A 14,357-nucleotide genomic window follows, 5' to 3' on the forward strand; every position below is an offset into this window, starting at 1 on the left:
GGCGGTGCCCTGCCGGACGGCGACGATGTGGCCGTCGTGCTCGGCGAGGACCTCGACCTCGGCGCCGACGGACTGCGCGCGGCCCGGGCGACGCCCCGTACGGCCGGTGGCGAGGGACGTTCCGGCGTGAGCCAGCCCACACCTGTCGTATCGTGGACCGCGATCCATGCGACAGATCGGCAGGACAGTGGGCAGGGAAACGGCAGGAGGCGGCCGGTGACCGTCGACGACTCGAATACGGGCGGCGGGGCCGAGCCGGCCGAACCGCCGACGTATCCGACCCCCCACCATGCCGTCGACCACACGGCCGAGCCGACCGACGACCCGCTCGCCATCCGCCTCGAACAGCTCATCCTCGGCGCCGACCGCCGCTACACACCCTTCCAGGCGGCCCGCACCGCCGGCGTCTCCATGGAGCTGGCGTCCCGCTTCTGGCGGGCGATGGGCTTCGCGGACATCGGCCAGGCCAAGGCGCTCACGGAAGCCGACGTCCTGGCCCTGCGCCGCCTCGCCGGTCTCGTCGAGGCGGGGCTGCTCAGCGAGCCCATGGCCGTCCAGGTGGCCCGCTCCACCGGCCAGACGACGGCCCGGCTCGCCGAATGGCAGATCGACTCCTTCCTGGAGGACCTCACCGAGCCGCCCGAGCCCGGCATGACCAGGACCGAGGTCACGTACCCCCTGGTCGAGCTGCTCCTGCCCGAGCTGGAGGAGTTCCTCATCTACGTGTGGCGGCGCCAGCTCGCCGCCGCCACCGGCCGCGTCGTCCAGGCCCAGGACGACGAGGAGATGGTCGACCGGCGCCTCGCCGTCGGCTTCGCCGACCTCGTCGGCTTCACCCGGCTCACCCGCCGCCTGGAGGAGGCCGAGCTCGGCGAGCTGGTGGAGGCCTTCGAGACGACCTGCGCCGACCTCGTCGCCGCGCACGGCGGCCGGCTCATCAAGACCCTCGGCGACGAGGTCCTCTACGCGGCCGACGACGCCGGAATAGCGGCCGAGATCGCGCTGCGCCTGATCGAGACGCTCAGCCACGACGAGACGATGCCCGCCCTGCGCGTCGGCATCGCGTTCGGCACGGTCACGACCCGCATGGGCGACGTCTTCGGCACCACCGTGAACCTGGCCAGCCGCCTCACCTCGATAGCGCCGAAGGACGCCGTCCTCGTCGACAGCGCCTTCGCGGAGGAACTGACCCGGACGGGCGAGGCGCCGGTCTCGGAGGCGCAGGCGGCGGAGGAGGCGGCGCGCGCGGAGAAGGAGGGCCGCAAGGCCGACACGTACCGCTTCGCGCTCCAGCCGATGTGGCAGCGCCCGGTGCGTGGCCTCGGAGTCGTGGAGCCCTGGCTCCTGACCCGCCGCCCGTCCTAGGATTCCGGTGAACAGCCGTTAACAGGCGTTAACCGGGAGGGTCTCCGCGATGTCCGAGCAGCAGGGCGAGCAGCAGTCCGAGCAGCGTTTTGGTGAGTTCGTGGTGGTGCGGAGGGACGGGTTCGTCGCCGAGCTCGTCCTCGACCGCCCCAAGGCCATGAACGCCGTCTCCTCCGAGATGGCCCGCTCCATCGGCGCCGCCTGCGACGCGCTCGCCGCCGACCCGGCCGCCCGGGTCACGGTTCTGACCTCCTCGAACGACCGTGCCTTCTGTGTCGGCGCCGACCTCAAGGAGCGGAACTCCTTCACCGACGCCGAGCTGGTGCGCCAGCGCCCGACGGCCCGCGCCGCGTACACCGGCGTGCTCGACCTGCCGATGCCGACCGTCGCCGCCGTGCACGGCTTCGCGCTCGGCGGGGGCTACGAGCTGGCCCTCGCCTGTGACGTCATCGTCGCCGACGCGACCGCCGTCGTCGGACTCCCCGAGGTCTCCGTGGGCGTCATCCCGGGCGGCGGCGGTACGCAGCTGCTGCCGCGCCGGGTGGGCGCGGCGCGCGCCGCCGAGCTGGTCTTCACGGCCCGCCGGGTCGAGGCGGCGGAGGCCCGCGAGCTGGGCCTCGTCGACCTCCTGGAGGAGGACGCGCGGACGGCGGCCCTGGAGCTCGCCGCCCGGATCGCGGCGAACTCGCCGGTGGGGCTGCGCGCCGCGAAGCGGGCGATGCGGCTCGGGCACGGCCTCGACCTGCGGGCCGGCCTGGAGGTCGAGGACGCGGCCTGGCGGTCGGTGGCGTTCTCGGGCGACCGCGCCGAGGGGGTGGCGGCGTTCAACGAGAAGCGCACGCCGCAGTGGCCGGGCGAATGATCCGCATGATTCATTTTTGTACCGAATATCACGTTCCGTGACGTCTCGGTGGGGAAAACGGATCAAACCTCCCTAAGCTGGAGGAATGGGTGAGGACAGGCGGCTGCGGGCCGTAGTGGCGCTGGCGCAGGGGATGGCCGCCGCGCACACCCCGCGCGAGTTCTGGCGGGCGGCGGCGCTCGGGGCCTGCGACGGGCTCGACGGGAGCTTCGCCGCCCTGTCCGTCTGGCAGCGGGACCACGGGCGCCTCAAGGTCCTCGTGAACGCGGGGGAGCGGGCTCCGGGGGAGGAGGAGTTCCCGGACGCGGAGACGTACCCGGTCCACCAGTTCCCGGAGATCACCGAGTTCCTGCACGAGCAGTGGGCGGGCGGCGGCGAGCCCGACTCCTGGGTGGAGACCGCCGACGACCCCCTCCCGACGGGGCGGGTCCTGGGGCTGCGCCGCCGGGGACGGGGCTGCTGCGTCGTCGCCCCGATCGTGCTGCACGGGCGGGCCTGGGGGGAGCTGTACGTGGCCAGGCCGGAGGGGAAGAAACCTTTCGTCCGGGGGGACGCGGACTTCGCGACCGTCCTGGCGGCGGTCGTCGCCGCCGGCATCGCCCAGGCCGAGCGCCTGGAGGAGGTCCGCAAGCTCGCCTTCACCGACCCGCTGACCGGGCTCGCCAACCGGCGGGCCGTCGACACCCGCCTCGACGAGGCCATCGAGCGCTACCGTGCCGACGGCTCGGTCGTCAGCCTGGTCGTCTGCGACCTCAACGGCCTCAAGCGGGTCAACGACACCCACGGCCACGCCGTCGGCGACCGCCTCCTCGAGCGCTTCGGCTCGGTCCTCTCCCGGTGCGGCGCCCGGCTCCCCGGCGCCCTCGCGGCCCGCCTCGGCGGCGACGAGTTCTGCCTCCTGACGGTCGGCCCGACGGCGGACGAGGTGATCGCGGTCGCCGAGGAGCTGTGCGGACGGGCGGCGGAGCTGGAACTCGGCGAGGGCGTGGCCTGCGGCGTGGCCTCCACCGGGGACCCGATCGGTCCCCTCAGGTCGGCGCGCCGCCTCTTCCGCCTGGCGGACGCCGCCCAGTACCAGGCCAAGGCCGCCCGCTCGGCGAAGCCGGTCGTCGCGGGCCGGGACGGCGGGGTCATCCGCCTCGCCGACGCCCCGCCGGGCGCCCGCGACCGCCGCCGGTTCCGCGACGCGCCGCCGGTGAGCCCGCCGCCGGACGCGTAGTCCCCGCCCGGAAGGGTTCAGCGGCAAGGGTCCGGCTCGTCGTCCGGCGGTGACCGGCCCGGCTCGTCGTCCGGCGGTAAGGGTCCGGCTCTCGTCGGACCCGTGACGAAGTCCCCTAGTGACAGGTCGGTCTTCAGTCCGTAGGGTGCTGAATATGGATATGCAGACAGTCGTCGTCCTCGGCACGTCCGGCACGACCCCGCAGGACGTCATCGCCGTCGCCCGCCACGGCGCCCGCGTCGAGCTGTCGCCCGAGGCCGTGCAGGCGCTCGCCGCCTCCCGCGCCGTCGTCGACGCGCTCGCCGCCAAGCCCGAGCCCGTGTACGGCGTCTCCACCGGCTTCGGCGCGCTCGCCACCCGGCACATCACCCACGAGCTCCGCGCCCAGCTCCAGCGCAACATCGTCCGCTCGCACGCCGCCGGCATGGGCCCGCGCGTCGAGCGCGAGGTCGTGCGCGCGCTGATGTTCCTGCGGCTCAAGACCGTCGCCTCCGGCCACACCGGGGTCCGCCCCGAGGTCGCGCAGACCATGGCCGACGTCCTCAACGCCGGCATCACCCCGGTCGTGCACGAGTACGGCTCCCTCGGCTGCTCCGGCGACCTCGCCCCGCTCTCCCACTGCGCGCTCGCGCTCATGGGCGAGGGCGACGCCGAGGGCCCGGACGGCGTCGTGAAGCCCGCCGGCGAGCTGCTCGCCGCCGCCGGCATCGCGCCCGTCGAGCTCAAGGAGAAGGAGGGCCTCGCCCTCCTCAACGGCACCGACGGCATGCTCGGCATGCTGATCATGGCCCTCGCCGACCTCGACACCCTCTACAAGTCGGCCGACGTCACCGCCGCGCTCTCCCTCGAAGCCCTCCTCGGCACCGAGAAGGTCCTCGAACCCGAGCTCCACTCCATCCGTCCGCACCCCGGCCAGGCCGCCTCCGCCGCCAACATGCTGGCCGTGCTCAAGGGCTCCGGCCTCACCGGCCACTTCCAGGCCGGCGAGGCCCCGCGCGTCCAGGACGCCTACTCGGTGCGCTGCGCCCCGCAGGTCGCCGGCGCCGGCCGCGACACCATGGCCCACGCCCGGCTCGTGGCCGAGCGCGAACTCGCCGCCGCCGTCGACAACCCCGTCGTCCTCGCCGACGGCCAGGTCCGCTCCAACGGCAACTTCCACGGCGCCCCCGTCGCGTACGTCCTCGACTTCCTGGCCATCGCCGCCGCCGACCTCGGCTCCATCGCCGAGCGCCGCACCGACCGGCTTCTCGACAAGAACCGCTCGCACGGCCTGCCGCCGTTCCTCGCCGACGACGCCGGCGTCGACTCCGGCCTGATGATCGCCCAGTACACGCAGGCCGCCCTGGTCAGCGAGATGAAGCGGCTCGCCGTCCCGGCCTCCGCCGACTCCATCCCGTCCTCCGCGATGCAGGAGGACCACGTCTCCATGGGCTGGTCGGCCGCCCGCAAGCTGCGCACGGCGATCGGCAACCTCAACCGGATCATCGCCGTCGAGCTGTACGCCGCCACGCGCGGCATCGAGCTGCGCGAGGGCCTCACCCCGGCCCCCGCCTCGCAGGCCGCCATCGACGCCCTGCGCGCGGCCGGCGTCGAGGGCCCCGGACCCGACCGGTTCCTCGCCCCGGACCTGGCCGCCGCCGACGCGTTCGTACGGGAAGGCCGCCTGGTCGCCGCCGTGGAGCCGGTCACCGGCCCGCTCGCCTGACACGACACCACCGACGGAGAACCGAGGGCCGCATCCGATCCGGGGTGCGGCCCCCGGCCCTGTCGTACGGACGAGACGGGAGCCTCAGAACGCGCGGCCCCTGCGGTGCATCGCGAGCGCCACGAACCCCGCGCCCACGCCCAGGAATCCGGTGCCGCCGATCAGATACGGCACGGTGTCGGGGTTCCCCGTCTCGGCGAGGCGGTCACCGCCCGCCCCCGGTCCGGCGTCCTCGGTCGTCCCGACCCGCATCCCGCCCCCGTGCTCGTCGGTGGCGTTCGCGGACGGCACGAACCACAGGGCACAGAGCAGCGTCCCGGCGGCGGTGGCGGTCAGCAGTGGGCGTCGTGCGGCGGTCACAGAAGGTCGATCTCCCTTGCGGAGCCTCGTGGAAGCCGAGCAAAAGCGCGGTGCGCCGATGCTAGTGAACACAGCGGGTCGCGGGAAAGCCGAGGCCCCCGGACCCTACGCTCCGACCCATGAGCACTTCCGAGACAGCACGCTATGTACGGCTTCGGGTCGACGTCGTCCTGGAGATCGACGGCCCCGCCGAGCTGACCGAGGCGGCCGAGGGGCGGATCGACTCCGACGAGTTCATGCCGGACGAGGAGCGGGCCCACGCCCGCGAAGCCGTCCGCGAGGACAGCGCCGAGGCCCTCGCGTACCTCGTCGAGCCCTTCGACCTGATCCGCGAGGTCCCCGGGATCGAGATGGTCCAGGCCTCCTGGAGCAGCGAGGAGATCGACTACGACCCGGACGCGCTGGAGTGGGACCTCGACGAGGAGGCCGCGGACGAGGAGGACGACGAGGAGCCCGACGAGCGACCGTAGGACGACCGGCCGTTCAGGGACACCGGCCGTAGGACAACCGGCCTGAGGACCACCGGCCGTTGAGGAACGGCGGCCGCAGGACCGACGCCCCCGCCGACCGGAGCCCCGGGACACCAGCACCCCGTCCCGGGGCTCCTTCCTGCCCGCCCTGCCCGCCCCGCCCGCGGCCCCGGTTCGCCGCGGCCGCGCCCCGTCCCGTACGGTCCACGCGGGGCCGGGAACCGGACGCTCCGCACGAGCGTGTCGATCAGTGGTGTTCCCCACAAACCGTCGGGTAGCGGAACCGGACGGGGTGTCCTGGGTGTTCCTTAACGTTGACAGGGAATCGGCGACGATGGAGAAGCGTGTGATGACGGACGGCAAGCGCCGCCGGAGCCTGGCCGCAGCGGCGGTCGTGCTCAGCGGCGTGTTGGTGCTCTCGGCGTGCGACGACGGCGACAAGGACGGCAGCGCCTCCTCCCCCACTCCACAGTCACAGGCCCAGGTCGACGAGGCCGCGGCGGCGAAGACGTCGAAGGCGCAGATCACCATCTCGCCCAAGAACGGCGCCCAGAACGCGTCCATCAACAACGACGCCAAGGTCACCGTCACCGAGGGCAAGCTCACCGAGGTCACCATGACCTCCGCGGAGGGCACCGCGGTCAAGGGCGAGATAGCGGCCGACGGCCTCAGCTGGAAGCCCAGCGAGCAGCTCGAACGCGCCACGGTCTACAAGATCGCCGCGACCGCCGTGGACGCCGAGGGCCTGGAGGCGCACGAGAACTCCTCCTTCACCACCGTCTCCAAGGCCAACAGCTTCATCGGGAACTTCACTCCCGAGGACGGCTCCACGGTCGGCGTCGGCATGCCGGTCTCGATCAACTTCAACAAGGAGATCACCGACAAGAAGGCCGTCCAGGAGGGCATCAGCGTCACCTCCAGCTCCGGCCAGGAGGTCGTCGGCCACTGGTTCAACTCCACCCGTCTGGACTTCCGTCCGGACGACTACTGGACCGAGGGCTCCACCGTCACCCTCAAGCTCGACCTCGACGGCGTCGAGGGCGCGGAGGGCGTCTTCGGCGTCCAGCAGAAGACGGTCACCTTCAAGATCGGCCGCAACCAGGTCTCCACCGTCGACGTCGCCACCAAGACCATGACGGTCACCCAGGACGGCAAGACGATCAAGACCATCCCGATCTCCGCGGGCTCCCCGGAGAACCCGACCTACAACGGTCAGATGGTGATCTCCGAGAAGTTCAAGGAGACCCGGATGGACGGCGCCACCGTCGGCTTCACCGACGACGACGGCAAGGGCGAGTACGACATCAAGGACGTGCCGCACGCCATGCGCCTGTCCACCTCCGGCACCTTCATCCACGGCAACTACTGGGGCCCGGACTCGATCTTCGGCTCGTCCAACACCAGCCACGGCTGCGTGGGCCTCAACGACGTCAAGGGCGCCGGCGACCCCAACCAGATGGCCGCGTGGTTCTACGACCACTCGATCGTCGGCGACGTCGTGATCGTCAAGAACTCCAAGGACAAGACGATCGCCCCCGACAACGGCCTCAACGGCTGGAACATGAGCTGGGCCGAGTGGAAGGCCGGCTCGGAGGTCTGAGCCGCCCCCCGGTACGCAGAAGGGCCCCCTCCCGCCGCGGGAGGGGGCCCTTCTCCGTACGCCCGCACGTCACTCGCGCACCTCGGCCGGCTCGTCCACCCCCCACTGCGCCAGCAGCCGCAGCGCGTCCGCCGACGCCGAACCGGGCTCCGCCTGGTACGTCACCACCATCAGGTCCGGATCGTTCCCTGCCACCTTCAGCGACTCGTACGACAAGGTCATGTCGCCCACCAGCGGATGCCGCAGCCGCTTCTCCCCGTGCCCCTTGTCGGTCACCGTGTGCGCCGCCCAGAGCGAACGGAACTCCTCGCTCCGCACCGACAGCTCGCCCACCAGCGCGAGCAGCTCCGCGTCGTCCGGATAACAGCCCGCGTACAGCCGCAGCGAGCTGACGACCTCGACCGCCTTGCACTCCCAGTCCACGTACAGATCACGCGCGTTCGGATCCAGGAAGATCATCCGCGCCATGTTCCGGTCGCGCGGCTCCCACGCCTCGAAGTCCCCGAACAGCGCCCGCGCCATCCGGTTCCACGCCAGGATGTCCAGCCGCCGGCCGAGCACGAACGCCGGCACCCCGTCCATCAGGTCCAGCAGATGCGTCAGCCCCGGCCGCAGCCGCTGCGGCCGGGCGATCGCCGCCCGCTGCCGCTTCTTCACCGTCGGCTTCGCCAGGTGCGTCAGATGCGCCCGCTCCGTCTCCGAGAGGCGCAGCGCCCGCGCGATCGCGTCCAGGACCTCCATGGACACGTTCGTCCGCCCGTTGCCCTGCTCCAGGCGCGTGTAGTACGCGACCGACACCCCGGCCAGCTGCGCCAGCTCCTCGCGCCGCAGCCCCGGCACCCGGCGGTGCCGGCCGAACTCCGGCAGCCCCACGTCCTGCGGCTTCAGCCGCGCCCGCCGGGAGCGGAGGAATTCGCCGAGTTCCGTACTGAGGTCCATGGGGTCCAAGTATCACCGGGCGGCCGCGGCGGCGGACGTACGTTCCTGACCCTGCCAGTAGTAGGCACACCGGTCGTAGGCAGAACAGGGGCCTGGGTGACCCCCCGGGACCCGGGCAGGCTCTCCACCATGACCACCCACGTTTCCGCATACGCCGCCCCCGCCGCCCACGCCCCCCTGGAGCGCACCACCGTCCCGCGCCGGGCCGTCGGCCCCCACGACGTCCTCATCGAGATCGCCTACGCGGGCATCTGCCACTCCGACATCCACCAGGCCCGCGACGGCTGGGGCGAGGGCATCTTCCCCATGGTCCCCGGCCACGAGATCGCCGGCGTCGTCACCGAGATCGGCTCCGAGGTCACCCGGCACGCGGTCGGCGACCGCGTCGGCGTCGGCTGCTTCGTCGACTCCTGCCGCGAGTGCGACGCCTGCGCCAAGGGCCTGGAGCAGTTCTGCGTCCGGGGCATGACCGGCACGTACAACTCCCTCGACAAGAACGGCGAGCCGACCTACGGCGGTTACTCCACCCACATCGTCGTCGACGAGAACTACACCCTGCGCATACCCGAGGGCATCGCCCTCGACGAGGCCGCCCCGCTCCTCTGCGCCGGCATCACCCTCTACTCGCCGCTCGCCCACTGGCAGGCGGGCCCCGGCAAGAAGGTCGCCATCGTCGGCCTGGGCGGCCTCGGCCACATGGGCGTCAAGATCGCCCACGCCCTCGGCGCGGACGTCACCGTCCTGAGCCAGTCCCTGAAGAAGCGGGAGGACGCCCTCTCCCTGGGCGCCGACCACTACTACGCGACCAGCGACCCGGAGACCTTCACCGCCCTCGCCGGCACCTTCGACCTGGTCATCTCCACCGTCTCCGCCCCGCTGGACTTCGGCGCCTACCTGAGCCTGGTCAAGACGGACGGCGCCCTGGTCAACGTCGGCGCCCCCGAGGAGCCCGTCGCCCTCAACCTCTTCTCCCTCATCGGCGGCCGCAAGACCCTCGCCGGCTCGATGATCGGCGGCATCGCCGAAACGCAGGAGATGCTCGACTTCTGCGCGGAGCACGGCCTCGGCGCCGAGATCGAGGTCATCGGCGCGGACCGGATCAACGACGCCTACGAGCGCGTGATCGCCAGCGACGTGCGCTACCGCTTCGTGATCGACGCGAAGACGATCTGACGGCGGCGCGGCGGCGGGGCCCGGGTCGGGTCCCCGGCCCGGGGCCGACCGCGGGGTCGGCCCGGGCCGCGTCCTCGTCCATGACGCCGGAGGTAATCGACCCGGTCGCCGCGCCCCGGCACGCTGGTCCCATGACCGCATACGCCCTCGCGAACCTGCACCCGACGGCCGACCTCGACGAGGAGGTCCTCACCTACATCGAGCGCATCCAGGCGACCCTCGACCCCTTCGGCGGCCGCTTCCTCGTCCACGGCTCCCCCGCCCGCGAAGTCCGTGAGGGCACCTGGCCCGGCGACCTGGTGATCGTCGCCTTCCCGACGTACGACCTCGCGCGCGCCTGGTACGACTCCGAGCCCTACCAGGCCCTGATCCCCCTGCGGGCCCGCCACATCCCCGGAGACGTCCTGATCATCGACGGCGTCCCCGACGGCTACGACCCCGCGACGACGGCGGCCCGCATGCGCGAGGCCGCCGCCGGGGGAACGGTCCGCTGACGGATCGGCTCCGCCTTCGGGCCGGGCCCGGGGCCGACCCCCGGCTCGGCCCGGTGCGGATCAGCCCTCGGCCGCCGCCACGCCGATCGGGCAGGAGACGCCCGTGCCGCCGATGCCGCAGTAACCCGCCGGGTTCTTGTCCAGGTACTGCTGGTGGTAGGCCTCGGCCGGGTAGAAGGGCCGGTCGGCGGCCGGCAGGACCTGGGTGGTGATCTCGCCGTAGCCGGAGCCCGTCAGGACCTTCTGGTAGGCGGCCCGGGAAGCCTCCGCCGTGGCCGCCTGGGCGGGGGAGTGGGTGTAGACCGCGGAGCGGTACTGGGTGCCCACGTCGTTGCCCTGGCGGAAGCCCTGGGTCGGGTCGTGGGACTCCCAGAAGAGCTTCAGGAGCGCGGCGTAGCTGACCTTCGCCGGGTCGAAGACGACCCGGACGACCTCGGTGTGCCCGGTGAGGCCCGAGCAGACCTCCTCGTACGTCGGGTTCGGCGTGTGGCCGCCCTGGTAGCCGGCCAGGGTCGTCCACACGCCCTCGGTCTGCCAGAACTTCCGCTCGGCGCCCCAGAAACAGCCGAGGCCGAAGTCGGCGACCTCCAGGCCCTCGGGATAGGGGCCGAGCAGCGGGTTGCCGAGGACCGTGTGGCGCTCCGGGACGGAGAACTCCGGCTCCGGGCGGCCGCGCAGGGCCTGCTCGGGGGTGGGGAGGACGGGGGTGCGGGACAGGAACATGCGGCATCTCTCCTCGACGGTCGGCAGTCGGCACAACAAGGAAACGCGGAACGGGATTCCCCGCCCCGCGCCCTCTCCCCGCGCCCTCTCCGTCGCCGACACCCGGTGGCTCACCGGCTCACCGGCGCACCGGATCAGCGGCTCAGCGTCGCCGGGCTGCCGCCGTTCGCCTCGTACCCCGCCACCGCCAGGTTGCGGAAGACCGTGTACTGCGCCGCCGGGTCCGCGCTCAGCGTCCACGGCACCGCGCCGACGTGCCCGTCGACCCGCACCAGCTGGTGCATGGCCTCGGCCCACCGCTCGCCCCGCACCAGGAACCAGACGAGCAGGTGCCGCACGTGCGCGAGCATCGGGTCGTCGGCGCGCGCCGAGTGCACCGCGTACAGGGCGCCGTCGATCGCCTTGCCGACGACCGCCGTACGGAAGAAGTCCTGCACGAGCACGACGTCCGGCACGTGCTCGTACACCGCGAACAGCGGCAGCGCCGCCAGCAGCGAGCCGCGCGGGGCCCGCGCCGCCGCCGTCGTCGCGAAGTGGTCGGCCTCCTCGCGCGAGCCGTGCCACTTCTCGCACCAGTAGTGCAGCGCCGCCAGATGGGCCCCCATGTGCTGCGGCGCCCGGTCGATGACCTTCGCCCAGACCTGGTCGAACTCCTCGTGGCTGTAGCCGAGTCCGCGGGCCACCGCCAGCTGCGTGATGTACGGGACGGGGTCGCCCGGCGCCAGCAGCGCGGCCTCCTCGGCGACCTTCCGCGCCTCCTCCAGGATGATGCGGAAGTCGTCCGACCCGGCCGCCGACGACCGCCACGCCTGCTGCACCAGGAACTCGGCGTGCACCGCCGCCGCCCCCGGGTCCTTCGGAGCCTCCGCCCGCCACGCCCGCAGCCAGGCCCCGCCGACCCCGGGCCGCTCGCCCAGCTCCAGCGAGGCGGCGCCCGCGAACGCCTGCACGCGCTGCCAGCGCACCTCGCCCTCCTTGCCGGTCCCGGCGAGGAGCTGCGCGGCGGCCCGCCAGTCCTGCGTGGCCTGCACGACGTCCAGCACGTCGAGGAGGTCCTCGTCCGGCCCGGGCAGCCGTACGTCCTGCTCCTCCTGCCGCACGAACCCGTACGCCTCCGGATCCGCGGCGTCGGGCGTCCCCGGCACGGCCAGCCGGATCCCGCCCCCGCGTCGGCGGAGCACGTAGGGACCGAGGACACCGAACAACAGCCCCAGCGCGATCAGGAACCAGAGAATCTCCATGCGTCCATTGTCCAGGACACCTCCTGAGACGAACGAGGCGGCGGGGTGTCACCGGGACTACGCTCCTGACCATGAGCGACCAGCACACCCACCAGAGCTTCGAGACCCGCGCGATCCACGCGGGCAACACCGCCGACCCGCTGACCGGCGCGGTCGTCCCGCCCATCTACCAGGTGTCCACCTACAAGCAGGACGGCGTGGGCGGGCTGCGCGGCGGTTACGAGTACAGCCGCAGCGCGAACCCGACCCGTACCGCCCTGGAGGAGAACCTGGCGGCCCTGGAGGGCGGCCGTCGGGGGCTCGCCTTCGCGTCCGGGCTCGCCGCCGAGGATTGCCTGCTCCGCGCGCTCCTCGCGCCCGGTGACCACGTCGTCATCCCCAACGACGCCTACGGCGGCACCTTCCGCCTGTTCGCGAAGGTCGTGGAGCGCTGGGGCGTCGACTTCTCCGTGGCGAACACCTCGGACGTCGAGTCCGTGCGCGGCGCCCTCAACGACCGCACCAAGCTGATCTGGGTCGAGACCCCCTCGAACCCGCTGCTCGGCATCACCGACATCGAGGCCGTCGCGGGCGTGGCCCGCCAGGCCGGCGTGAAGCTCGTCGTCGACAACACCTTCGCCTCGCCCTACCTGCAGCAGCCGCTGGCGCTCGGCGCCGACGTCGTCGTGCACTCGCTCACCAAGTACATGGGCGGCCACTCGGACGTCGTCGGCGGCGCCCTCGTGGCGGCCGACGAGGCGCTCGGCGAGGAGCTGGCGTACCACCAGAACGCGATGGGCGCGGTCGCCGGGCCCTTCGACTCGTGGATCGTGCTGCGCGGCATCAAGACCCTCGCCGTGCGCATGGACCGGCACAGCGAGAACGCGACCCGGATCGCGGACATGCTGACCCAGCACCCGAAGGTCACGCAGGTCCTCTACCCGGGCCTCCCGGAGCACCCGGGGCACGAGGTCGCGGCCAAGCAGATGCGGTCCTTCGGCGGCATGATCTCCTTCCGCGTCCAGGGCGGCGAGGAGGCGGCGGTCGAGGTCTGCAACCGCGCCGAGCTGTTCACGCTCGGCGAGTCCCTCGGCGGCGTCGAGTCGCTGATCGAGCACCCGGGCCGCATGACGCACGCGAGCGTCGCGGGCTCCGCCCTCGAGGTCCCGGCGGACCTGGTCCGCCTCTCCGTGGGCATCGAGAACGTCGACGACCTGCTGGCCGACCTCCGCGAGGCGCTCGGCTAGAACGCCCCGGGGCGACCCCGGTCCCGTACGGGACCGGGGTCGCCGTTCAGCGTCCCTGCGCGAGGCGCCGGACGAGTGACGTCCGCTCGCGGTCCAGTTTCGCGAGCGCGTCGGCCCGCTCCCGCACCATCGACTTCTGGGTCTCGACCTCGACGGCGTACCACTTCTCCACCAGCATCACCTCGCGCTTGCAGGTGATGTCGGCGGTGGCCGCCGCGATCTCCGCGGCCGACGGCGGCGTTCCGCCCCCGCGACGCCACGCCGGGTCGGCGACGGCCTCCTCCGGGGTCTTGTACGTGTACCCCGCGCCGCTCATGCAGGTGCTCCAGCGGGCGACCGCGTCCGCGACGATCCGGCTCTTGCGGGCCCGGTCCCACGACTCGTACCGCAGGGTGTCGAGCGTCATGGAGGTCATCCCCAGCGGAGGGAGGCCGAGGGACGTGTACGCGCGGCCGCGGCAACCACCCTCGGGAACCGGCTTTCCGGCGTACTCCTTCGCGCCTTCTCCCGTGTACACGTCGCGCGTCTCCTGGGAGAGCCTGCGCGTTCTGTCGATGTTCTCCCGGCCGGTCTTCTCCGCCTCTTCCCGGGTCACTCCCTCGGGCAGCGGAACTCCGTAACCGAATTCCTTTGCACGGGGGAGGTCGATCACACCGTAACGGCGGGAATTGGCCGTGACGGGTGATTCGTACGCGAGGGGTTTGGGCCAGTCGAGCCCGAATTCCCGCATGCACGCGCGGGACCGTGCGTACACGGTCTCCGAGAGACTGGCGCGCTGCTCCCTGGTGAGTTCGTAGGCGTCGAACGGAAGCCTGATCCCACGTCCCTCGTAGTACGAGGAGTCGCGGGTGACCTCCAGGACCGCCCCGGCCTTCCGGGGCGGCGCCTCCTGGTTCGCGCACCCCGCGGCCGCGAGGCCGAGGAGCGCGAGGAGGGCGGGAGCGGCGAGCGGCCGGCCGGCGCTGACCATCGACGTGGGC

Annotated in this window: 14 protein-coding genes and 1 pseudogene; 9 read left to right on the forward strand and 6 right to left on the reverse strand. The window is 72.5% G+C overall.

Annotated elements, in window-relative coordinates:
- Positions 1–75: pseudogene (locus ACWDVG_RS16235) on the reverse strand (pyridoxal 5'-phosphate synthase glutaminase subunit PdxT); the annotation flags it as partial.
- A gap of 141 nt (positions 76–216) precedes the next feature.
- Between ACWDVG_RS16235 and ACWDVG_RS16240 the strand changes: the two are divergent.
- The 4 genes from ACWDVG_RS16240 (at position 217) to hutH (ending at position 5,151) form a co-directional block, all read left to right on the forward strand.
- Positions 217–1,365 carry an adenylate/guanylate cyclase domain-containing protein gene (locus ACWDVG_RS16240; protein ID WP_451699829.1) on the forward strand — a complete coding sequence of 383 codons (1,149 nt, stop codon included), beginning with the start codon at positions 217–219 and terminating at the stop codon, positions 1,363–1,365.
- A 49-nt stretch (positions 1,366–1,414) separates the two neighbouring features.
- Positions 1,415–2,227: an enoyl-CoA hydratase/isomerase family protein gene (locus tag ACWDVG_RS16245; protein ID WP_451699830.1), complete on the forward strand. Its 813-nt coding sequence runs from the start codon at positions 1,415–1,417 to the stop codon at positions 2,225–2,227.
- 85 nt (positions 2,228–2,312) lie between these two features.
- Positions 2,313–3,446 (forward strand): diguanylate cyclase domain-containing protein, encoded by a 1,134-nt coding sequence (locus tag ACWDVG_RS16250; RefSeq protein WP_451699832.1) that lies wholly within the window; start codon positions 2,313–2,315, stop codon positions 3,444–3,446.
- A 160-nt stretch (positions 3,447–3,606) separates the two neighbouring features.
- On the forward strand, positions 3,607–5,151 hold the full coding sequence (gene hutH / locus ACWDVG_RS16255; RefSeq protein ID WP_451699941.1) for a histidine ammonia-lyase: 1,545 nt from the start codon (positions 3,607–3,609) through the stop codon (positions 5,149–5,151).
- Positions 5,152–5,235: 84 nt separating this feature from the next.
- On the opposite strand, the gene ACWDVG_RS16260 is transcribed toward hutH, so the two are convergent.
- The gene (locus ACWDVG_RS16260) at positions 5,236–5,511 is read right to left on the reverse strand and encodes a hypothetical protein (protein ID WP_451699833.1); all 276 of its coding nucleotides are present in this window, start codon (positions 5,509–5,511) and stop codon (positions 5,236–5,238) included.
- 119 nt (positions 5,512–5,630) lie between these two features.
- On the opposite strand from ACWDVG_RS16260, the gene ACWDVG_RS16265 reads away from it, so the two are divergent.
- Positions 5,631–5,981 carry a hypothetical protein gene (locus ACWDVG_RS16265; protein WP_451699834.1) on the forward strand — a complete coding sequence of 117 codons (351 nt, stop codon included), beginning with the start codon at positions 5,631–5,633 and terminating at the stop codon, positions 5,979–5,981.
- Positions 5,982–6,315: 334 nt separating this feature from the next.
- A complete protein-coding gene (locus ACWDVG_RS16270; RefSeq protein WP_451699835.1) occupies positions 6,316–7,581 on the forward strand; it encodes a L,D-transpeptidase in 1,266 nt (421 codons plus the stop codon).
- A 69-nt stretch (positions 7,582–7,650) separates the two neighbouring features.
- On the opposite strand, the gene ACWDVG_RS16275 is transcribed toward ACWDVG_RS16270, so the two are convergent.
- A complete protein-coding gene (locus ACWDVG_RS16275; RefSeq protein ID WP_451699836.1) occupies positions 7,651–8,520 on the reverse strand; it encodes a helix-turn-helix domain-containing protein in 870 nt (289 codons plus the stop codon).
- A 129-nt stretch (positions 8,521–8,649) separates the two neighbouring features.
- On the opposite strand from ACWDVG_RS16275, the gene ACWDVG_RS16280 reads away from it, so the two are divergent.
- Positions 8,650–9,693 carry an NAD(P)-dependent alcohol dehydrogenase gene (locus ACWDVG_RS16280; protein WP_451699837.1) on the forward strand — a complete coding sequence of 348 codons (1,044 nt, stop codon included), beginning with the start codon at positions 8,650–8,652 and terminating at the stop codon, positions 9,691–9,693.
- A gap of 131 nt (positions 9,694–9,824) precedes the next feature.
- Positions 9,825–10,187, forward strand: a complete 363-nt coding sequence (locus tag ACWDVG_RS16285) for a DUF1330 domain-containing protein (RefSeq protein WP_451699838.1) — start codon at positions 9,825–9,827, stop codon at positions 10,185–10,187.
- Positions 10,188–10,247: 60 nt separating this feature from the next.
- Here the strand turns inward: ACWDVG_RS16285 and msrA are convergent, their stop codons facing one another.
- Together msrA and ACWDVG_RS16295 are read right to left on the reverse strand one after the other, a co-directional pair.
- Positions 10,248–10,910, reverse strand: a complete 663-nt coding sequence (gene msrA / locus ACWDVG_RS16290) for a peptide-methionine (S)-S-oxide reductase MsrA (protein ID WP_451699839.1) — start codon at positions 10,908–10,910, stop codon at positions 10,248–10,250.
- A 134-nt stretch (positions 10,911–11,044) separates the two neighbouring features.
- On the reverse strand, positions 11,045–12,151 hold the full coding sequence (locus tag ACWDVG_RS16295; protein ID WP_451699840.1) for a hypothetical protein: 1,107 nt from the start codon (positions 12,149–12,151) through the stop codon (positions 11,045–11,047).
- A gap of 71 nt (positions 12,152–12,222) precedes the next feature.
- Between ACWDVG_RS16295 and ACWDVG_RS16300 the strand changes: the two genes are divergently transcribed.
- Positions 12,223–13,377, forward strand: a complete 1,155-nt coding sequence (locus ACWDVG_RS16300) for a cystathionine gamma-synthase (RefSeq protein ID WP_451699841.1) — start codon at positions 12,223–12,225, stop codon at positions 13,375–13,377.
- A gap of 46 nt (positions 13,378–13,423) precedes the next feature.
- On the opposite strand, the gene ACWDVG_RS16305 is transcribed toward ACWDVG_RS16300, so the two are convergent.
- Entirely contained in the window at positions 13,424–14,347 is a 924-nt protein-coding gene (locus tag ACWDVG_RS16305) for a hypothetical protein (protein ID WP_451699842.1), read from the reverse strand.
- Positions 14,348–14,357: the final 10 nt, after the last annotated feature.

This window comes from Streptomyces sp. NPDC003327 (assembly GCF_053589515.1).

Excerpts from the sequence above, each read along its gene's own strand:
- ACWDVG_RS16265 (WP_451699834.1), top strand. The coding sequence starts at position 5,631 with ATGAGCACTTCCGAGACAGCACGCTATGTACGGCTTCGGGTCGACGTC.
- ACWDVG_RS16280 (WP_451699837.1), top strand. The coding sequence starts at position 8,650 with ATGACCACCCACGTTTCCGCATACGCCGCCCCCGCCGCCCACGCCCCC.
- ACWDVG_RS16250 (WP_451699832.1), top strand. The coding sequence starts at position 2,313 with ATGGGTGAGGACAGGCGGCTGCGGGCCGTAGTGGCGCTGGCGCAGGGG.
- ACWDVG_RS16275 (WP_451699836.1), bottom strand. The coding sequence starts at position 8,520 with ATGGACCTCAGTACGGAACTCGGCGAATTCCTCCGCTCCCGGCGGGCG.
- ACWDVG_RS16295 (WP_451699840.1), bottom strand. The coding sequence starts at position 12,151 with ATGGAGATTCTCTGGTTCCTGATCGCGCTGGGGCTGTTGTTCGGTGTC.
- ACWDVG_RS16270 (WP_451699835.1), top strand. The coding sequence starts at position 6,316 with ATGGAGAAGCGTGTGATGACGGACGGCAAGCGCCGCCGGAGCCTGGCC.
- ACWDVG_RS16305 (WP_451699842.1), bottom strand. The coding sequence starts at position 14,347 with ATGGTCAGCGCCGGCCGGCCGCTCGCCGCTCCCGCCCTCCTCGCGCTC.
- msrA (WP_451699839.1), bottom strand. The coding sequence starts at position 10,910 with ATGTTCCTGTCCCGCACCCCCGTCCTCCCCACCCCCGAGCAGGCCCTG.
- ACWDVG_RS16245 (WP_451699830.1), top strand. The coding sequence starts at position 1,415 with ATGTCCGAGCAGCAGGGCGAGCAGCAGTCCGAGCAGCGTTTTGGTGAG.
- hutH (WP_451699941.1), top strand. The coding sequence starts at position 3,607 with ATGCAGACAGTCGTCGTCCTCGGCACGTCCGGCACGACCCCGCAGGAC.
- ACWDVG_RS16300 (WP_451699841.1), top strand. The coding sequence starts at position 12,223 with ATGAGCGACCAGCACACCCACCAGAGCTTCGAGACCCGCGCGATCCAC.
- ACWDVG_RS16285 (WP_451699838.1), top strand. The coding sequence starts at position 9,825 with ATGACCGCATACGCCCTCGCGAACCTGCACCCGACGGCCGACCTCGAC.